Annotated in this window: 18 protein-coding genes; 7 read left to right on the forward strand and 11 right to left on the reverse strand. The window is 61.2% G+C overall.

The window, feature by feature from the left end; all coding sequences use genetic code 11:
* Positions 1 to 57 precede the first annotated feature (57 nt).
* From FHS06_RS10080 to xseA, 7 genes are read right to left on the reverse strand one after another with little or no spacing between them, the layout of a single operon-like run.
* Positions 58 to 714, reverse strand: coding sequence for a response regulator transcription factor (locus FHS06_RS10080; RefSeq protein ID WP_167048929.1), 657 nt, complete (start codon positions 712 to 714; stop codon positions 58 to 60).
* The gene (locus FHS06_RS10085) at positions 711 to 1847 is read right to left on the reverse strand and encodes a sensor histidine kinase (RefSeq protein ID WP_310734797.1); all 1137 of its coding nucleotides are present in this window, start codon (positions 1845 to 1847) and stop codon (positions 711 to 713) included. The genes FHS06_RS10080 and FHS06_RS10085 overlap by 4 nt, the downstream gene beginning before the upstream one ends.
* A 36-nt stretch (positions 1848 to 1883) precedes the next feature.
* Positions 1884 to 3278, reverse strand: coding sequence for a class II fumarate hydratase (locus tag FHS06_RS10090; RefSeq protein ID WP_167048931.1), 1395 nt, complete (start codon positions 3276 to 3278; stop codon positions 1884 to 1886).
* 38 nt (positions 3279 to 3316) lie between these two features.
* A complete protein-coding gene (locus FHS06_RS10095; RefSeq protein ID WP_167048933.1) occupies positions 3317 to 3967 on the reverse strand; it encodes a carbonic anhydrase in 651 nt (216 codons plus the stop codon).
* Entirely contained in the window at positions 3964 to 4608 is a 645-nt protein-coding gene (locus FHS06_RS10100; protein ID WP_167048935.1) for a DUF4245 family protein, read from the reverse strand. Before FHS06_RS10100 ends, FHS06_RS10095 begins: the two co-directional genes overlap by 4 nt.
* Positions 4605 to 4829 (reverse strand): exodeoxyribonuclease VII small subunit, encoded by a 225-nt coding sequence (locus tag FHS06_RS10105; RefSeq protein ID WP_167048937.1) that lies wholly within the window; start codon positions 4827 to 4829, stop codon positions 4605 to 4607. Before FHS06_RS10105 ends, FHS06_RS10100 begins: the two co-directional genes overlap by 4 nt.
* Positions 4826 to 6142: an exodeoxyribonuclease VII large subunit gene (xseA, locus tag FHS06_RS10110; protein WP_167048939.1), complete on the reverse strand. Its 1317-nt coding sequence runs from the start codon at positions 6140 to 6142 to the stop codon at positions 4826 to 4828. The genes FHS06_RS10105 and xseA overlap by 4 nt, the downstream gene beginning before the upstream one ends.
* Before the next feature lie 136 nt (positions 6143 to 6278).
* On the opposite strand from xseA, the gene FHS06_RS10115 reads away from it, so the two are divergent.
* From FHS06_RS10115 to FHS06_RS10125, 3 genes are read left to right on the forward strand one after another with little or no spacing between them, the layout of a single operon-like run.
* Complete coding sequence (locus tag FHS06_RS10115; RefSeq protein WP_208388254.1) at positions 6279 to 7253, forward strand: 4-hydroxy-3-methylbut-2-enyl diphosphate reductase; 975 nt, start codon at positions 6279 to 6281, stop codon at positions 7251 to 7253.
* The gene (locus tag FHS06_RS10120) at positions 7250 to 7828 is read left to right on the forward strand and encodes a DUF6264 family protein (protein ID WP_167048941.1); all 579 of its coding nucleotides are present in this window, start codon (positions 7250 to 7252) and stop codon (positions 7826 to 7828) included. The genes FHS06_RS10115 and FHS06_RS10120 overlap by 4 nt, the downstream gene beginning before the upstream one ends.
* 30 nt (positions 7829 to 7858) lie before the next feature.
* Positions 7859 to 8407: an MOSC domain-containing protein gene (locus FHS06_RS10125; RefSeq protein ID WP_167048943.1), complete on the forward strand. Its 549-nt coding sequence runs from the start codon at positions 7859 to 7861 to the stop codon at positions 8405 to 8407.
* Positions 8408 to 8477: 70 nt separating this feature from the next.
* Here FHS06_RS10125 and fbaA read toward each other — a convergent pair whose 3' ends face one another.
* On the reverse strand, positions 8478 to 9506 hold the full coding sequence (gene fbaA / locus FHS06_RS10130) for a class II fructose-bisphosphate aldolase (protein WP_167048945.1): 1029 nt from the start codon (positions 9504 to 9506) through the stop codon (positions 8478 to 8480).
* Between the two features lie 186 nt (positions 9507 to 9692).
* Between fbaA and glpX the strand changes: the two genes are divergently transcribed.
* On the forward strand, positions 9693 to 10682 hold the full coding sequence (gene glpX, locus FHS06_RS10135; RefSeq protein WP_167048947.1) for a class II fructose-bisphosphatase: 990 nt from the start codon (positions 9693 to 9695) through the stop codon (positions 10680 to 10682).
* A gap of 118 nt (positions 10683 to 10800) precedes the next feature.
* Positions 10801 to 11010 carry a UDP-N-acetylmuramyl pentapeptide phosphotransferase gene (locus FHS06_RS10140; protein WP_167048949.1) on the forward strand — a complete coding sequence of 70 codons (210 nt, stop codon included), beginning with the start codon at positions 10801 to 10803 and terminating at the stop codon, positions 11008 to 11010.
* Here the strand turns inward: FHS06_RS10140 and FHS06_RS10145 are convergent.
* Both FHS06_RS10145 and FHS06_RS10150 read right to left on the reverse strand, forming a co-directional pair.
* On the reverse strand, positions 10981 to 12267 hold the full coding sequence (locus FHS06_RS10145) for a DNA recombination protein RmuC (RefSeq protein WP_167048951.1): 1287 nt from the start codon (positions 12265 to 12267) through the stop codon (positions 10981 to 10983). The genes FHS06_RS10140 and FHS06_RS10145 overlap by 30 nt on opposite strands.
* A gap of 57 nt (positions 12268 to 12324) precedes the next feature.
* Complete coding sequence (locus FHS06_RS10150) at positions 12325 to 12912, reverse strand: exonuclease domain-containing protein (protein WP_167048953.1); 588 nt, start codon at positions 12910 to 12912, stop codon at positions 12325 to 12327.
* A gap of 89 nt (positions 12913 to 13001) precedes the next feature.
* On the opposite strand from FHS06_RS10150, the gene ychF reads away from it, so the two are divergent.
* Entirely contained in the window at positions 13002 to 14075 is a 1074-nt protein-coding gene (gene ychF, locus FHS06_RS10155; protein ID WP_167048955.1) for a redox-regulated ATPase YchF, read from the forward strand.
* Between the two features lie 329 nt (positions 14076 to 14404).
* Positions 14405 to 15361, forward strand: coding sequence for an ATP-binding protein (locus FHS06_RS10160; RefSeq protein ID WP_167048957.1), 957 nt, complete (start codon positions 14405 to 14407; stop codon positions 15359 to 15361).
* A gap of 75 nt (positions 15362 to 15436) precedes the next feature.
* Here FHS06_RS10160 and FHS06_RS10165 read toward each other — a convergent pair whose 3' ends face one another.
* A complete protein-coding gene (locus tag FHS06_RS10165; RefSeq protein ID WP_167048959.1) occupies positions 15437 to 15871 on the reverse strand; it encodes a GNAT family N-acetyltransferase in 435 nt (144 codons plus the stop codon).
* Positions 15872 to 16057: the final 186 nt, after the last annotated feature.

Raw genomic sequence — 16057 nt, forward strand, 5'->3', positions numbered from 1 at the left:
TCGGCCTCGCACCTCTCTTCTGCCCCCGACGTCCCCCAGCGTCGGGGGCATCCTCTTTTACTCCCAGCGGTATCCAGCGCCGCGTACTGTCGTGATGACGGCCGTGCCGAACTTGTTTCGCAGGTAGCGCACGTAGACGTCGACGACGTTCGATCCCGGGTCGAAGTCCAGACCCCAGACCCGGCTGAGAAGTTGTTCGCGACTCAACACCTGCCCCGGGTGCCTCAGGAAGTATTCGGCCAGCGAAAATTCGCGTGCCGAAAGCTCGACGTCACGTCCGGCCGAAGTGGCGCGACGGCTGAGGGGGTCCAGGGTGACGGCACCGCGCACAAGGGCCGTCGACTCCGCAGGTCCCGGGTCCCGCAGCCGTGTTCTGACGCGTGCGAGCAACTCATCGAACCGGAAGGGTTTTGCTATGTAGTCGTTTGCCCCGGCATCGAGACCATCGACTGTGTCTCGGATGCTCGAACGCGCTGTCAGCATGATGATCGGCAAGGTGAAACCCTGGCCCCGCAGCTGGTGAAGCACCTCGAAACCGTCGATGGAGGGAAGCCCGACATCGAGAAGCACAAGGTGAAATGTGGTTTCGAACATGCGTCGGAGGGCCACCGCACCGTCGTCGACGACATCCGTTTCGTAGCCTGCAGCGACTAAACCCTTGCTCACGAATTCTGATATGCGAGGTTCGTCTTCGACGATGAGTATGCGGGTCATCCTGTTACTTCCCGTTGCGTCACGACATCCTCAGCTCGCACCGGTGCGGGCGCCGCAGGTTCTTGGTCATGAATCGGGATCTCGATGGTGAATGTTGCACCACCGCCCACTGTCTCTGTAATTGCACATGTTCCCCCGTGTGCTTTCGCAATAGCGTCGACGATTGCCAACCCCAGCCCCGATCCACCAACGCTACGCTGTCCGTTCGCTCGGTCGAAACGTCGAAATACTCGATGACGCGACGCGGGCGGAATGCCAGGCCCGTGGTCTCGAATCCACAAAGACGCGCGGACATCGTCGACCGCGCTACCAATTTCGATCGGACTCTCGTCGGGCGTGTACTTCGCAGCATTGTCTGCGAGCTGTAACCACGCCTGAAGCAACCGGTCGAAATCACCGTGCACCTGTCCTCGCGCTCGCGATTCAACGCGCCACGTGTGACCTGAGATGACAGACGCGCGCTGTGCAACTGCCTGGGTCAATGCGCGAAGGTCGACAACACCCATCGAGAGTTGACCGCCGCCTTCCACCGTCGCCAGCAGATCAATGTCGTCAATGAGCCGGCTCATCCGATCGAGTTCCGACATCGCAACTTCGCGTGCGCCCTGTACATCGACCGGGTCGGTGGCGTCCATGATCTCGAGATGACCGCGGACGATCGTCAGGGGCGTCTTCAGCTCATGACGGATGTCGTCGAGCAACTGCCTCTGCACATCTACAGATCCTTCGAGCCGCTCGAACATTTCGTTGATCGTGCGATTCAGTGAGCCGAAATTGTCTTTACCACGATCCGGCAAGCGAGCGCCGAGATCGGCGAGAGTGACTTGGGCCGCGGTCTCTTGCAAATTGCGAAGCGGCGAATATACCCGTCGACTGACGTACCACCCTGCTGCGGCGATTGCGCCGAGCACGACGATTCCAGCGGCGGCATACGTGACGCTCGAGGTCAAAACAGGTTCAAGCGCGGCGTCGATGTCTGCTCGGCTTGCACCTCGCGGGAGCGCCGCGAGAATACGGGCACGCTGCAGAGCGAACACCGATATTCCGGTGACCGCCAGACCAACCCCTGCCGCGGCGAGTACCGGCCCAAGCACGGTGGCGCGCCCTGCTAGCGGGTTGCGCACCGTGAACACGTATCGATTATGGCCCGCACTCAGTTGATTGTCGTCTTAGCCCGGGTGAGTCATCGAGAGGAGATCAAGCTTTGCATCGAGCTGCTCGATGCTGATCTCGCCGCGGTGGACGTACCCGAGGTCCAGCACTGCTTCTCGAACTGTCACTGCGTTGGCTACCGCGTGCTTTGCGATCTTGGCGGCAGCCTCGTAGCCGATGATCTTGTTAAGGGGCGTCACGATCGACGGAGACATCCCAGCAAAAGCTGTGGCGCGCTCGATATTGGCTTCGAGGCCGTCAACTGTCTTGTCCGCGAGTACACGCATCGCGTTCGAGAGGAGACGAATCGACTCGAGCAGCGCTGTGCCCATCACCGGAATGGCCACGTTCAGTTCGAAGGAGCCCGATGCGCCAGCCCAGGCCACTGTGGCGTCGTTTCCGATGACCCGCGCGCAGACCATCAGGGTAGCTTCCGGAACGACCGGGTTGACCTTTCCCGGCATGATCGAGGAACCCGGCTGCAGATCGGGGATGTGAAGTTCGCCGAGCCCGGTATTGGGACCTGAACCCATCCACCGAATGTCATTGTTGATCTTCGTCAGCGATACCGCAATCGTGCGCAGTGCGCCAGAGGCCTCGACGAGAGCGTCACGGTTTGCCTGAGCCTCGAAATGGTCCTTTGCTTCGGTGATTGGCAGCTCGGTCTCGCTCGCGAGAAGCTCGATGACCTTTTGCGGAAAACCCAGGGGAGTGTTGATGCCGGTGCCGACCGCGGTTCCACCGAGGGGAACTTCGCTCACGTGCGGGATGACAGCCTGTACGCGTTCGATGCCGAGTCGGATTTGTCGGGCATAGCCGCCGAATTCCTGACCCATCGTCACCGGCGTGGCATCCATCAAGTGTGTGCGTCCCGATTTCACGACGTCTTTCCACTCAACCGCTTTTGCTTCCAACGCGACCGCGAGGTGATCAAGCGCGGGGATGAGATCGTCGATGAGGGCCTGCGTCACGGCGATGTGCACGGAGGTCGGAAACACGTCGTTCGATGACTGTGAAGCGTTGACGTGGTCGTTGGGGTGAACATTCGCGCCGAGGATGCGAGTCGCGAGAGCCGCGAGCACCTCGTTCATGTTCATGTTCGAGGAAGTACCACTGCCGGTCTGGTAGGTGTCGACCGGGAACTGCCCATCGTGGGCTCCGGTAACGACTTCGTCGGCGGCGGCAGCAATGGCGTCAGCGATGGCTCCATCGAGAACGTTGAGTTCTTTATTCGCGAGCGCTGCAGCCTTCTTGATACGAGCGAGCGCCGCGATCTGAGTTGACTCGAGCCCATGTCCTGAAATCGGGAAGTTTTCCACCGCACGTTGCGTCTGTGCGCCATACAGCGCGTTGACGGGCACGCGTACTTCACCCATGGTGTCGTGTTCGATGCGGTATTCAGTGTCGGTCACGTCGTTGTTCCTTCTCTGCTGAGGGATATGGTGGAAAGTTACTTTGGAGGGGCCTCGCCGACGCCAACGAGGACGTCGGGTATAGCGGTACCTTCGCCGAGGCGGTAGTTGGCGCCGACGATGCCCACGCGGCTCTCGGCGACAGCTTCGCTGATGAGCTCCGACGAGCGAAGCAGCTCGGCGACGGTATCGCGGAGGTGCTCTTTGCCGACGTGCTCTGCATCGACCTGTGCGGTGGGAGCTTTGTCGGCTGCCATGACGCGTCGCACCGCAGGGACGATCGGTGAGATGAGGCGCCAGATGTGCGTCGGCAGCGGGGGAGCATCGTTGCTTGTGCTGTCGATTGCAGCGCGCACGGCGCCGCACTCGTCATGCCCGAGAACCACGATGAGCGGAACGTTCAGCACGGCGACCGCGTATTCGAGACTGCCGATCACAGAGTCAGAGATGACCTGGCCGGCGTTCCGGACGACGAAGAGGTCGCCGAGGCCCTTGTCGAAGATGATCTCAGCGGCGAGGCGCGAGTCCGAGCATCCGAAAAGTGCGGCCCGTGGCGTTTGCGCTCCTGCTAGTTCGTGACGTCGTTCCACGTCTTGACGGGGGTGCCGGGGCTCTCCGGCAACGAAACGCGCGTTGCCGCGTTGCATTTCGTTCCAGACTTGCTGTGGCGCAGACTGCGTTTCGCTCATGAAGGTGATTCCTCCCGCATTGCTCGGATGTCTCTCGTCAGTGACGCAGCAACGGATGCTGTCGTGCCGTGATCGGCTGTGCCATATACGAGGATGTGGTCGGTTCCTGCTTGAGTACCGAGAGCGTACGTGACGTTGCCGGTCGAAGACGGGTCCGAGATTACGTACTCGTCCCAGACGATGCCGTTGATGGTTGTGGTACCGGTAGGCGCACTGCCGTTGAATTCGGTACGAGCCCACGCGTCATCGGCGTCGAAGGCTTGGGAGACGACCAAGAATGATGTGTCCTGCGGCACGTATGACACTGTCCACGCCAGAACCGAGTCACCTTTCACCGCGGCGGAATTTACACGCCACGCTGAGGACACGTCTGCGACGACGACGTCACGCCCATAGGCGGACTCAGCATCAGCCGCGAGAGACACGACATCGATCTCTGGATCATCGGGGATTTCGCCGCGGGGGACAGCAAAAATGACAATGGCAACGATGACGAGGGTAACTCCCAGAGCCGCCAAGAGGTTGCGGAACGTCTGGCTGCCGCGATAGGCGCGCGATGACGCGGCCTTTCGGGCTGCGGTTTCGTCGGGCGTTTCGGGGCGCCCGAGTTCCGCCACTACACGCTGTTCTTTCTGGCTCACGAACGCGCCTCATCGTCGCGCGACGGGGCATCGAGGCGCTGCTTGGCGCCCAGCAGCCACTGCTCACAGCGGGATGCAAGTGCTTCGCCGCGTTCCCAGAGGGCCAGCGACTCTTCGAGGGTGGGGGCACCCTGTTCCAGCTCCGCAACAACGCGAATCAGCTCGTCGCGTGCCTTTTCAAACGAAAGCGATTCCACTTCGCCGGTGCTCTCGTCGGTCATGATTCCATCCTACGTGCGGGGGATGACTCCTGCGGTTCGGCGGACTCTGCTACTTCACCCTCTGACACAGCGGCAAACGAGCCACGCTCGACCGTCACCACAATGTGCGCGCCCGCAGGCGCATCGGCGGCATCCCGCAGCACTTTTCCGCCGTCGTGGTGCGCGATCGCATACCCGCGAGCGAGCGTTGCACCAGGAGAGAGCGCGCGAAGGGACGCACGAAGCTCGGAGACCGAACGCTCGGCTTGAGCGCGATGACGGTCTATAACGTCGCGAGCTCGCGCTGTGAGTAGGTGCACTTCCTGACTGCGCGAATTGAGCATCGCTGATGGGTCTCGAAGTGAGGGGCGAGAGCGCAACTGTTCGAGCTGTGCGATGTCGTGATTGACGCGCAACGTCAGACGCCCCGTGAGTCTTGCTCGTAACTGCTGCACGAGGGCATGCTGCTCGCTGACATCAGGAACCACTCGTTTCGCGGCGTCAGTAGGGGTTGATGCGCGGAGGTCTGCGACGTCATCCAACAGCGGATGGTCGTTTTCGTGCCCAATCGCGCTCACCACCGGCGTCTGGGCTGCCGCAACAGCTCGGACCACACGCTCATCACTGAAACCCAGCAGGTGCTGCGGGTCGCCGCCGCCGCGGGCAATGATGATCACGTCAACGTCAGGGTCGGCGTCAAGACGCTCGAGGGCCGCGAGGACGTCCGGAACACAACGCTCGCCCTGGACCGCCGCATACTCGTTGCGAAAGCGCACACGGGGCCATCGCAGTTCGGCGTTTCGATGCACGTCACGTTCGGCGTCGGATCGCTCGCCCGTAATGAGGCCGATGGTCTGGGGCAGAAACGGCAGCGGCTTTTTGCGGTCGAGGTCGAAGAGTCCTTCGCGGCGCAACTGCGCGCGGAGTTTCTCAAGCTTTTCCAACTGCTCGCCAAGCCCGACGTGTTTCATCGCCGAGACGATGAAACTGAAGTCGCCGCCACGCACAAAATAGTCAGCTTTCACGCACGCGATGACGTGATCGCCGACAGAAAGATCGTCAGGCAGTCGTCGTGTCGTCGTTGACCATACGCGGAAAGCAATTGTGGCGTCGGTTTCCAGATCTTTCATTCGCCCGAAGACATTGCCGCCGCGAACGTTCCACGACGTGATCTCGCCTTCGACCCAGATCGTGCCCCAGCGTTCAATGAAACCGCGGATCGTGTCGCCCAGTCGACCAACAGATGTGGGGGTGTCTTTCGACGAGTCGCGGGGGTGCACAGCGCCCGGGGGCGTCGGCTCGCCGGCGGTCGCGTCGGGTTCAAAGATCGTCATTAAAAGTTTTCTCGCAAGCGTTATCGGCAGTCCACGGCCCGCGTCCAGCGGGCGCCCATAGAATCAAGGTGTGACTTCCCCAGCCGTGCATCTGCCCGTGCCCCGTATCCCAGGACGACGGGGCAGCCTTCAGGATATGCCCGTTGCCGGACCCAAACGTGTGATACTCGCAGCTCCGCGGGGTTATTGCGCCGGTGTTGACCGCGCTGTGATCGCTGTGGAGAAGGCGCTAGAGCGCTACGGTGCGCCGGTATATGTGCGAAAGCAAATCGTGCACAACACCCATGTCGTGAGCGAACTCGAAGCGCTCGGTGCGATTTTCGTCGAAGAAGTCGACGAGGTTCCCTTGGGCTCCCACGTCGTATTCAGCGCGCACGGTGTTTCGCCCGCCGTGGTGTCGGCGGCATCCGATCGTGGTCTTCAGGCGATCGACGCAACGTGCCCGCTCGTAACGAAGGTGCACCGCGAAGCAGTGCGTTTTGCGCGCGATGATTTTGAAATTTTGCTGATCGGCCACGACGGTCACGAAGAGGTTGAGGGCACGGCCGGAGAAGCTCCGGAGCACGTGACAGTCGTTAATTCCCCCGAACACGCCGACACCGTAGAGGTGCGCGACCCCGAGAAGGTTGTGTGGCTTTCGCAGACGACGCTTTCGGTCGACGAGACTATGGAGACTGTGCGCCGGTTGCGGATTCGCTTTCCGCACCTACAGGACCCGCCCTCGGATGACATTTGCTACGCGACTCAGAACCGCCAGGTTGCTATCAAGAAGGTCGCAACAGGCGCCGACCTCGTGATCGTTGTGGGCTCGGCGAACTCTTCCAACAGCGTGCGACTCGTCGAGGTCGCCCTCGAGCACGGTGCAAAAGCTGCATACCGAGTCGACTACGCCGACGAGGTCAAGCAGGAATGGCTTGACGGGGTCGAAACCGTTGGCATCACGAGCGGCGCCTCGGTGCCCGAGGTGCTCGTGCAGCAGGTGCTTGAGGACCTCGCTGGCGCAGGCTACCGCGACATTGAGGAAGTTCGCACTGCGGAAGAAGATCTGATCTTCTCGCTGCCCAAGGAACTGCGCGAAGGGCGCGGAACCGGCGGACGGGCAAGCGCGTGAGCGACGAACGTACCGAGGCTGATAGCCGCCCGGCACCGCAGTACGGCGAGTATGCGACGCCAGAGGAACAGCGCTCACGGATTCAGCAGCCCGACGCTACTTTTGCCCTCGAAACCGGGCAGGCTCTCGAGGAGCCTTCCACCGAGCAGGCCCCGCCCGCGTCGCCGAAGCCTGTCGCGCCGGTCTTGTCGGCGCCCACACGCGGCCGTGTCGCTGATCGCATCATCACGTACGCCCTCCTTGGCTACGGGCTCTTCTCAACGATCACGTCGATTCCCACCATGACTGACTACTCGACGTTCGCGTCGAATCTTTTCTCGGTGATGGGTGTCGATGCCACCCTGAGCGACCCTGCTGCCGGAAACGGCTGGGCGCTCGCCGCGGCTATTTTCCTCGGGCTCGGATGGTTGGCGACGGCAACGTTGTCGTGGGCGAATCTTCGCGCCGGACGCGTGTCATGGTGGATTCCGCTCGTCGGAGGCATCGTCTTCAACTTCATCACGGGCATCCTGATCATCATTCCGATCATGAACGATCCGAGCGTTCTCGCCGCTTTGATGGGGACCGCTGGATAGGCAAGCTGCGTTGTCTGGCACACTCTCTCTATGGCAAGTGTGCTCGCGGTGTGCCGCGTTTTCGAACTGACACCCGACTCCGGTACAAACGGGGTTACGGCCATCGATAAGCGCCCGATTTCGGGCGAGATAAAGATCGGGCCCTACGGCGTCTACGGTGACGTACAGGCAAATCGCAAGCACCACGGCGGGCTCGACAAGGCTGTCTACGCCTACAGTCAGGATGATGCTGACTTCTGGTCTGCGGAGCTTGACCGAGAAATCGTTCCCGGCCTCTTCGGCGAGAATCTGCGCATCGAAGGGTATGACGTCAACGACGCCCGCATCGGCGAGCGTTGGAACATTGGTGAACGTCTCGTACTTGAGGTAACAATGCCGCGTCAGCCGTGCCAAACGTTTGCTCGCAGAATGGGTGGTGCTAGTGCGCGCGGCTGGGTCAAGCGGTTTGCCGCTGAACGTCGCCTCGGTACCTACCTGAAGGTCGTGCGTTCGGGCGCCATCTCTGTCGGAGACGAACTCGATATCTTGCCAGCCCCCGAGGGGTCACCGACGGTACGAGAGATTTTTCGGATGTCGTGAGGCCAGGCATCCGTCATATGAAAAACGCCCAGTCGCAATGACTGGGCGTTTTTCATAGATCTGCGGGAGCTTAGCTCTGCGACTTGCCTGCGGAACCGAGCTGCTGCGTTGCCTCGACAACGCGGGCGGCCATCGCCGATTCGGCAACCTTGCCCCAGGCGCGCGGGTCGTAGGCCTTCTTGTTGCCCACTTCACCGTCGACCTTGAGGACGCCGTCGTACTTGCTGAACATGTAGCCGGCCACTGCGCGCGTGAAGGCATACTGAGTGTCGGTGTCGATGTTCATCTTGACGACACCGTTGGCGACTGCCAGAGCGATTTCGTCAGCGGTCGAACCGCTACCGCCGTGGAAGACGAGGTCGAGGGGCTTCGCCGCGGTACCGAACTTGTCGGAGATACCGGCTTGGATTTCGCCAAGCAGTTCGGGGCGAAGCTTGACGCCACCGGGCTTGTACACGCCGTGCACGTTGCCGAAGGTGAGGGCGGCGATCCAGCGGCCCTGGTCGCCGAGGCCGAGGGCTTCGACAGCCTTCGCGACGTCTGCTGTGGTCGTGTAGAGGGCTTCGTTCGATCCCTCGTGCTGCACACCGTCTTCTTCGCCGCCGACGACGCCGATTTCGACCTCGAGGATCGAGTTGATCGCCTTCATGCGGGGGAGGAGGCTCTTGGCGATTTCGATGTTCTCGTCGAGGGGAACGGCCGAGCCGTCCCACATGTGCGACTGGAAGATCGGCTGACCGCCGTCTGCGACAACTTTTTCGCTCTCGGAGATGAGGGGGAGCAGGAAGTCGTCGAGTGCCGGCTTCGGGCAGTGGTCGGTGTGGAGTGCAACCGTAATGGGGTAGCTCTTCGCAACCTCGTGTGCAAACTTGGCAAAAGCCAAAGCGCCAGTTGCGCGGCCCTTTACAGTGTGGCCGGCGAAGTAATCAGCGCCGCCGGTCGTGACCTGGATGATGCCGTCGGAGCCGGCTTCGGTGAGCCCCTGCAGGATGGCGTTGATGCTCTGCGAGCTCGATGCGTTGAAAGCCGGGTAGGCAAAACCACCGGACTTCGCGCGGTCTAGCATCTCGGCGTACTGTTCGGGGGTTGCGATTGGCATTCGCGGGCTCCTTCGATGATGACGGATGTCTTCTTCGATTGTACCGACCGGGCCCGTCGCGCCATTGCGCCGATGTCGGGATCGCTGAGCACTCAAGGTTTCGCTGGTGATAAATACCGCGAAACCTTCGTCTCTGAGCGCGCCTGATCGGCAAGATTCGGCAATCTTCCTGCCTAGGCTGGCCCAATGGTGAGTATTACGGGGGACATGAGCCCTCTGCATCCCGACCGAAACCTCGCTCTTGAACTGGTGCGCGCGACGGAAGCGGCATCGATCCGCTCGGTTCCGTTTATTGGGCGCGGGCAGAAAGAAGTTGCCGATGGTGCCGCCGTCGACGCGATGCGCGCCTTCTTGACGACAGTGAACTTCGACGGCGTCATCGTGATTGGCGAGGGCGAAAAAGATAACGCCCCCATGCTGTTCAACGGCGAGCACGTCGGTACGGGTCGAGGCCCGAAGTGCGACATCGCGGTGGACCCGATCGATGGCACCTCGCTCACGGCAGCTGGCCGAAACAACGCGTTGTCGGTCATCGCGGTATCTGACCACGGCGCGATGCTGGATGCCTCCACGGTGTTCTACATGGACAAGCTCGTCACCGGTCCTGCTGGCGTGGGAGTCGTCGATATCCGCCTCCCTATCGGCGAAAACATCAGGTTGCTCGCGAAAGCACTCGGCAAGCCAGTCGATGAGATCGTTGTGTCGGTGCTGCACCGGCCGCGCCATGAACAGCTCATCCAAGAGATTCGGGATGCAGGCGCCGGCACACGCCTCATGAGCGATGGCGACGTCGCAGGCGGCATCAACGCGGCCCGCCACAACGCGCGCACCGACATGTGTGTCGGCATCGGTGGCAGCCCGGAAGGCATCGTGACAGCGTGCGCAATCAAGGCGCTCGGCGGGCACATTCAGGGGCGTTTTGTGCCCGGCAACGATGACGAGAGGCAGCGAGGCCTTGACGCCGGACTCAAGGTCGACGGTGAGGTTTACGAAGCTGATGGGCTCGTCAAGGGCAGCAACACGATCTTCGTTGCTACTGGCGTGACCGATGGCCAGCTGGTCGCCGGAGTGCGACGCGAGGGTGACTTCATCTATACCGAGAGCGTCGTGCTGCGTGGTTCTTCGGGAACGCTTCGTCGCATTACCTCCGAGCACCTCGCATCGAAGTGGCTGTGAGCTGACGCCGGTCGTGAAGGTGCGTTGATCGGAGACGTTCAGGAGCTGTCTGGCAGAATCGACGTAGCGGTCACGCGCATTCGCGCGCGACGTCACGCAACCTGCGGAGGGCATCTCAATGAACGCACCTGCGACTGGATCGACACCTCGCACCGGCGCCGAAGCCGTTGTTGCCAACGCGGTTGACCCTGCACGGCGACCCGATGTGCTGCTGCGCAAGCGCCGTGAAGATGGTCACGAAGTGAGCGCGTGGTGGCTCATTGGCGCTTTCGTGTTCGTTTCTGGCGCTGTGATCGCGCTACTGAGCTTCGTTCCCGGCGGCGCGTGAGTCTGTCTCGATAGCCCCTTCAGTCACCGCGTCGGTTGCTTCTAGGAGTTCGGGCGCTGTCCACCTGCGCGCACTCGTCTCGACAACTTTCGCTTCGCCCAGTGCATCGAGTTTGGTCTGATCGATGCCGGGGAAACGCCGCGCTGTCACAAGCACACGGCTTTCGAGAGACCCGGCAAACTTGTTGTAGCTGTCGACAGTACGTTCGATTGCGCGGCGGAGGTCGTCAGCGTGGCCGGCGAGGGCGCCGAGTCGGTTGTACAGCTCGGTGCCGAGTTCGAACAGCCGGCGAGCCTCGTGTGAGACCTCTTGCTGCGTCCACGTGTAGGCCACGGTTTTGAGCACTGCCCACAGATTGACGGGGGATGCGAGCGCTACCCGCTTGCTGAATGCGTAGTCGAGCAGCGACGGGTCTTCTTCTAGGGCAGACGAGAACAGAGACTCGCTTGGCAAGAAGCAGATGACGAACTCGGGGCTCGAATCGAGTCCGCTCCAGTACGTCCTCTTTGCCAGCGCGTCGATATGTGCACGCACGGCCCTTGCATGCTTGCTCAGGAGAGCTGCGCGCCGTGCCCCCTCTTCGCCCTGGGCCGTCACCGGGATTGCGCTCGCTTCGAGGTACGCATCGAGGGGTGCTTTCGCATCGACGGCCAGCGCCTTGTCGCCGGGCAGACGGATCACCATGTCGGGGCGGCCGGCTCCGGCATCCGATGTGATCGACGACTGGGTGTCGAAGTCGACGTAGCGAGTGAGACCTGCTGCCTCCACAACACGGCGCAGCTGAGTTTCGCCCCACACACCACGCGTTGTTCCCGAGCGAAGAGCGCCCGCCAGCGACTCTGTGGTTGCACGCAAAGCTTCATCTGATTCCTGTGCCCGGCGCAGTTGCTCGGCGAGCGAACCGTATTGGTTGTGTCGGTCGCGCTCGAGGTCATCGACTTTGGTCTGCATCGTCTGCAGGGCTTCGCGCACGGGTTCGAGAGCCCGGAGCACAGCTTGATCGCGCCGTTCTCGCTCTTCGCGCTGAGCGAGGTCATGCCGAGCGGATGCCGCCAACTCGCGCTGCAGGTCGCGTTGCCGTTCGAGTTCGTTCATTGCCCCCGCAGCCGACGCCTCGGCCGCGGCCATGCGTGCAGAAAGCACAGCTTGTGCCTCGGAGTGTGCGGCGCGGGCCCGAGCCGAGCCGACAAACGCCCCGGCGACTACGCCGATCGCGAGAAAGAGCACGGCGATCAGTGCCGCCAGCAGAAGATCCATGTGTTCAGTCTCGCTGAGGGCGCCGACATCGTGCGCAGCGGCTTGCCAGAGGGATCGTTAGGCGACAGCGTGAACCGGAAGCCCCACACGCGACATGTTCACACCGGCGGCGCGGGCGAGCTCGGCGATCGAGTCGACCTTGTAGCGGCGCGCGGCATCGATCATGATGTGCGCGCAAGCGAGAGCATCGGCGGTGGCATCGTGGTGCGCGAAGTCATGAAAGCCGGCTTCGGCTGCGGCCAACGGAAGGCGGTACGACGGAATGTCGTAGGCCTTTCGTGCCACCTGCAGGCTGCACGCGTACTCGAACGTGGGGCAAACGGCATCCGTTGCTTCGCATGCGCGACGCAGCACGGCCATGTCGAATCCTGCGTTGTGTGCGACGAGCACGTCAGTGCCCGCGAAGGCGGCGAGGTCTTCGAGCTGGGCGATCCAGCTCTTGGCGCTCAGTACGTCATCGGGACGGATGCCGTGGATACCGATGTTGAGCTCAAAAAACGCATCGTGACCGGGAGGCGGCTTGATGAGCCATCCGGTCGTTTCCACGATTTGGCCGTCGCGCACGCGGGCGAGACCCACGCTGCAGGCAGACGCACTACTGGAATTGGCAGTCTCAAAGTCGATCGCGGTGAAATCCAGTGGCACCCCTCCACCTTCTCACGCGTGTTTGTCGGCGGAGGCCGCACTCGCCGCTGGAGCGGGGGATGGGCGTCGGCAACGTAGACTGGACTCCCGTGGCTCTCAGCATTGGAATCGTCGGACTGCCCAACGTTGGCAAGTCAACTCTTTTTAACGCGCTCACCAAGAATCAGGTTCTCGCGGCGAACTACCCGTTCGCCACGATCGAACCCAACGTGGGTGTCGTCAACCTGCCGGATTCACGGCTGAACGCGCTCGCCGAAATCTTCGGTAGCGAGCGCATTTTGCCCGCGGTCGTGTCGTTCGTCGACATCGCCGGCATCGTTCGCGGCGCGAGTGAAGGTGAGGGCTTGGGCAATCAGTTCCTGGCGAACATTCGTGAAGCGGATGCCATCGCCCAGGTCGTGCGCGGATTCGCTGACTCTGACGTCGTTCACGTCGAGGGTGCTGTCAATCCGCAAAACGACATGGAGACGATCAACGCTGAGCTGCAGCTCGCCGACCTCCAGACACTCGAAAAGGCCATCCCGCGTTTCGAAAAAGAGATCAAGGGCAAGAAGCTTGACCCTTCAGTTCTTGAAGCCGCGGTTGCCGCCAAAGATGCTCTTGAGCGCGGCATTGTGCTGTCGGGCTCGGGTATCGACTTGGCGCCCATTCGCGAACTGGGGTTACTGACGGCAAAGCCCTTTATCTTCGTGTTCAACGTCGACGAAGCCGTGCTGACGGACGCTGCTCGCACTGCCGAGCTTGCTGCCCTTGTTGCTCCGGCCAAGGCTGTTTTCCTTGACGCGAAGATCGAGTCAGAGCTCATCGAGCTTGATCCAGAAGATGCTGCCGAGCTTCTGGCATCGACCGGGCAAGAAGAGTCGGGCCTTGACCAGCTCGCTCGTATCGGCTTCGACACTCTCGGCCTCCAGACCTACCTCACCGCTGGCCCGAAAGAAGCCCGCGCATGGACGATCGGTAAGGGCTGGAAGGCTCCGCAGGCAGCCGGTGTGATTCACACCGACTTCGAAAAGGGCTTCATCAAAGCCGAGGTCATCTCGTTCGATGACCTGGTCGCGACCGGCTCCGTTCTCGAAGCTCGCTCGAAAGGCAAAGCGCGCCTTGAGGGCAAAGAATATGTGATGCAAGACGGCGACGTCGTGGAGTTCCGGTTTAACAACTAGCGGGCGTCGCGCTTAGTTCTGATCCCAGGCATCATGTAGGGATGGTCACGCTTGCGACTGCAGCCCTTGAATTGAGGAATCTCGATTACCGAGACAATGACAACCTTATTCGTGCCTCACGCAAGTGGAGCAAACCTACTCGTGTTTCCCTTTCGATTGGGCCTAACGCGAGGGCTTATCCGAACCATGTGGTCCCGCTTGCAGCGACCCTTGATTTCCTTCGAGCCCGAGGGCATCAGTTTGTCCTGTCTGACGACTCAACAGACCTGGGCATGCCGAGGCGGGCGGCGGGAATAGCGACATTCTTGCAACCTGTGTCGACGTCGACAATGGATTCCGTACCGACTGACGTAGTTATTCGGTACGACAGCGAAAGTGACGCGCAGGTAATCTCAAGTCGCTTCATGGACGCACTGACGGAAGCTATCGTTTGCGAGTCAGGCGTAATAGACGCGCTCAACTGGTGCGTTTACGAAGTGCTTGACAATGTGTTTCAGCACAGCACAGCTTCGTCTGGCTACGTCATGATGCAGCTGCATGCGAGATCTCGAAAGCTCGCCATTGCCGTCAGCGATACGGGTAGAGGGATTCACAAATCGATGGTCGAGGCGATCGACGCTTCGAAGATCGATCGCACAAAGTTATCTCATGCGCACCTCGCGATCGAACATGCGCTTCAGCAGGGCGTGACGAGCAAAGGCAACCTGAACCAGGGAAATGGCTTGCATGGACTTCGCCGGTCGGTTGAAATCAATGGTGGTAGCCTCGCTGTTCGGTCGGGGCGCGGGCTTTGGAGTTACGCACGAGCAAACGTGCTACAGAACACTGACCTTCTGCGTCCCGTGCTCGACGTTGACCGCGCCCACGCCACGACCGTCGATTGGCAGCTGGATTGCGCAACTCCAGTGAGCATCAATGATGCGCTCGGCCGGTCTGAGCGCTCAAGCGAACTGTTGTTACAGATCGAAGTCGGGCTGGAGCATTATCGAATTGATGCGCGCGAGATCGAAGAATATGTCGGTTCGCGCTCGAAAGGGTCTGAGATTCGTACCCGGATTCGGAACTACTTGAATAGCGGCGCGCAGCAAGTTGTCATCGACCTCGCGAACATCGGGGTTGTTTCGTCTAGTTTTGCTGATGAAGTCGCGGGTAAGCTCGCGGCTGAGCTTGGGGAGCTTGAGTATCGTAGGCGCGTGTTCATTGATGGAGCTTCGCCAACGAATCGAGGATTGATTGAGCGAGCGATTGAGTTGCGTCTATCGAGCGGCGACGGTACTAGCTGGTAGTGCTAAGAGTGGCACACCGCTAACTGTGACGTAACGTGGTGGAGTTCCGCTTCAACAACTGACCGTCGGTCCGGCTCATGCTGGGGCGGGGCCTCCGTGCGTCATCCAAACGTCCACCTCATCTTCGGAGTCGACGGTGAAACCATGGCGCTCGTAGAGGCGGCGAGCGGGGCTGCCTTGGAGGACATTCAGTCGATGGGAACGCGGATTGCTCTCGGCGAGAATGAGGGTCAGTACCTTCGTCCCGATGCCTCTGTTCTGCACTACCGGCGCGATATAGAAGTGCTCAATCCAGCGAGTATCCGGCTCTTCCCGCACTGAGATGGAGCCCACATCCTCGCCCTCGAAGACGATGATCCGCATGCTCTCGGGTCGGAATCCGTCCCGCATCCGCTGACGGACTCGGCTGGGGTCATATCGTCCGAGCCGTTCCATGTCATCGTGCAGCACCTGGGCGCGGAGTTCCACGAGCCAGTCGACGTCGGTGGCCTTCGCCGAGCGTAGTTCCATCCTTGACAGCATAGGAGCCGGTCCGCGCTGGCAGCTTCTGTGTACCGTGTGCGGGTTTCGTGCGGTCGCGCGTGATGCCTATCGGCGACGTAACGTGGTCGAGTTCCGCTTCAACAACTAGTAGCACGGTCTTGAGCCAATAGCGTGCTCTTGTCCTTGCTGGGTCGTCGCAGTGGAGTTGTTCAT

The sequence above is a fragment of the Microbacterium halimionae genome, from assembly GCF_011761265.1.
In the GTDB taxonomy this organism is placed as follows: domain Bacteria; phylum Actinomycetota; class Actinomycetes; order Actinomycetales; family Microbacteriaceae; genus Microbacterium; species Microbacterium halimionae.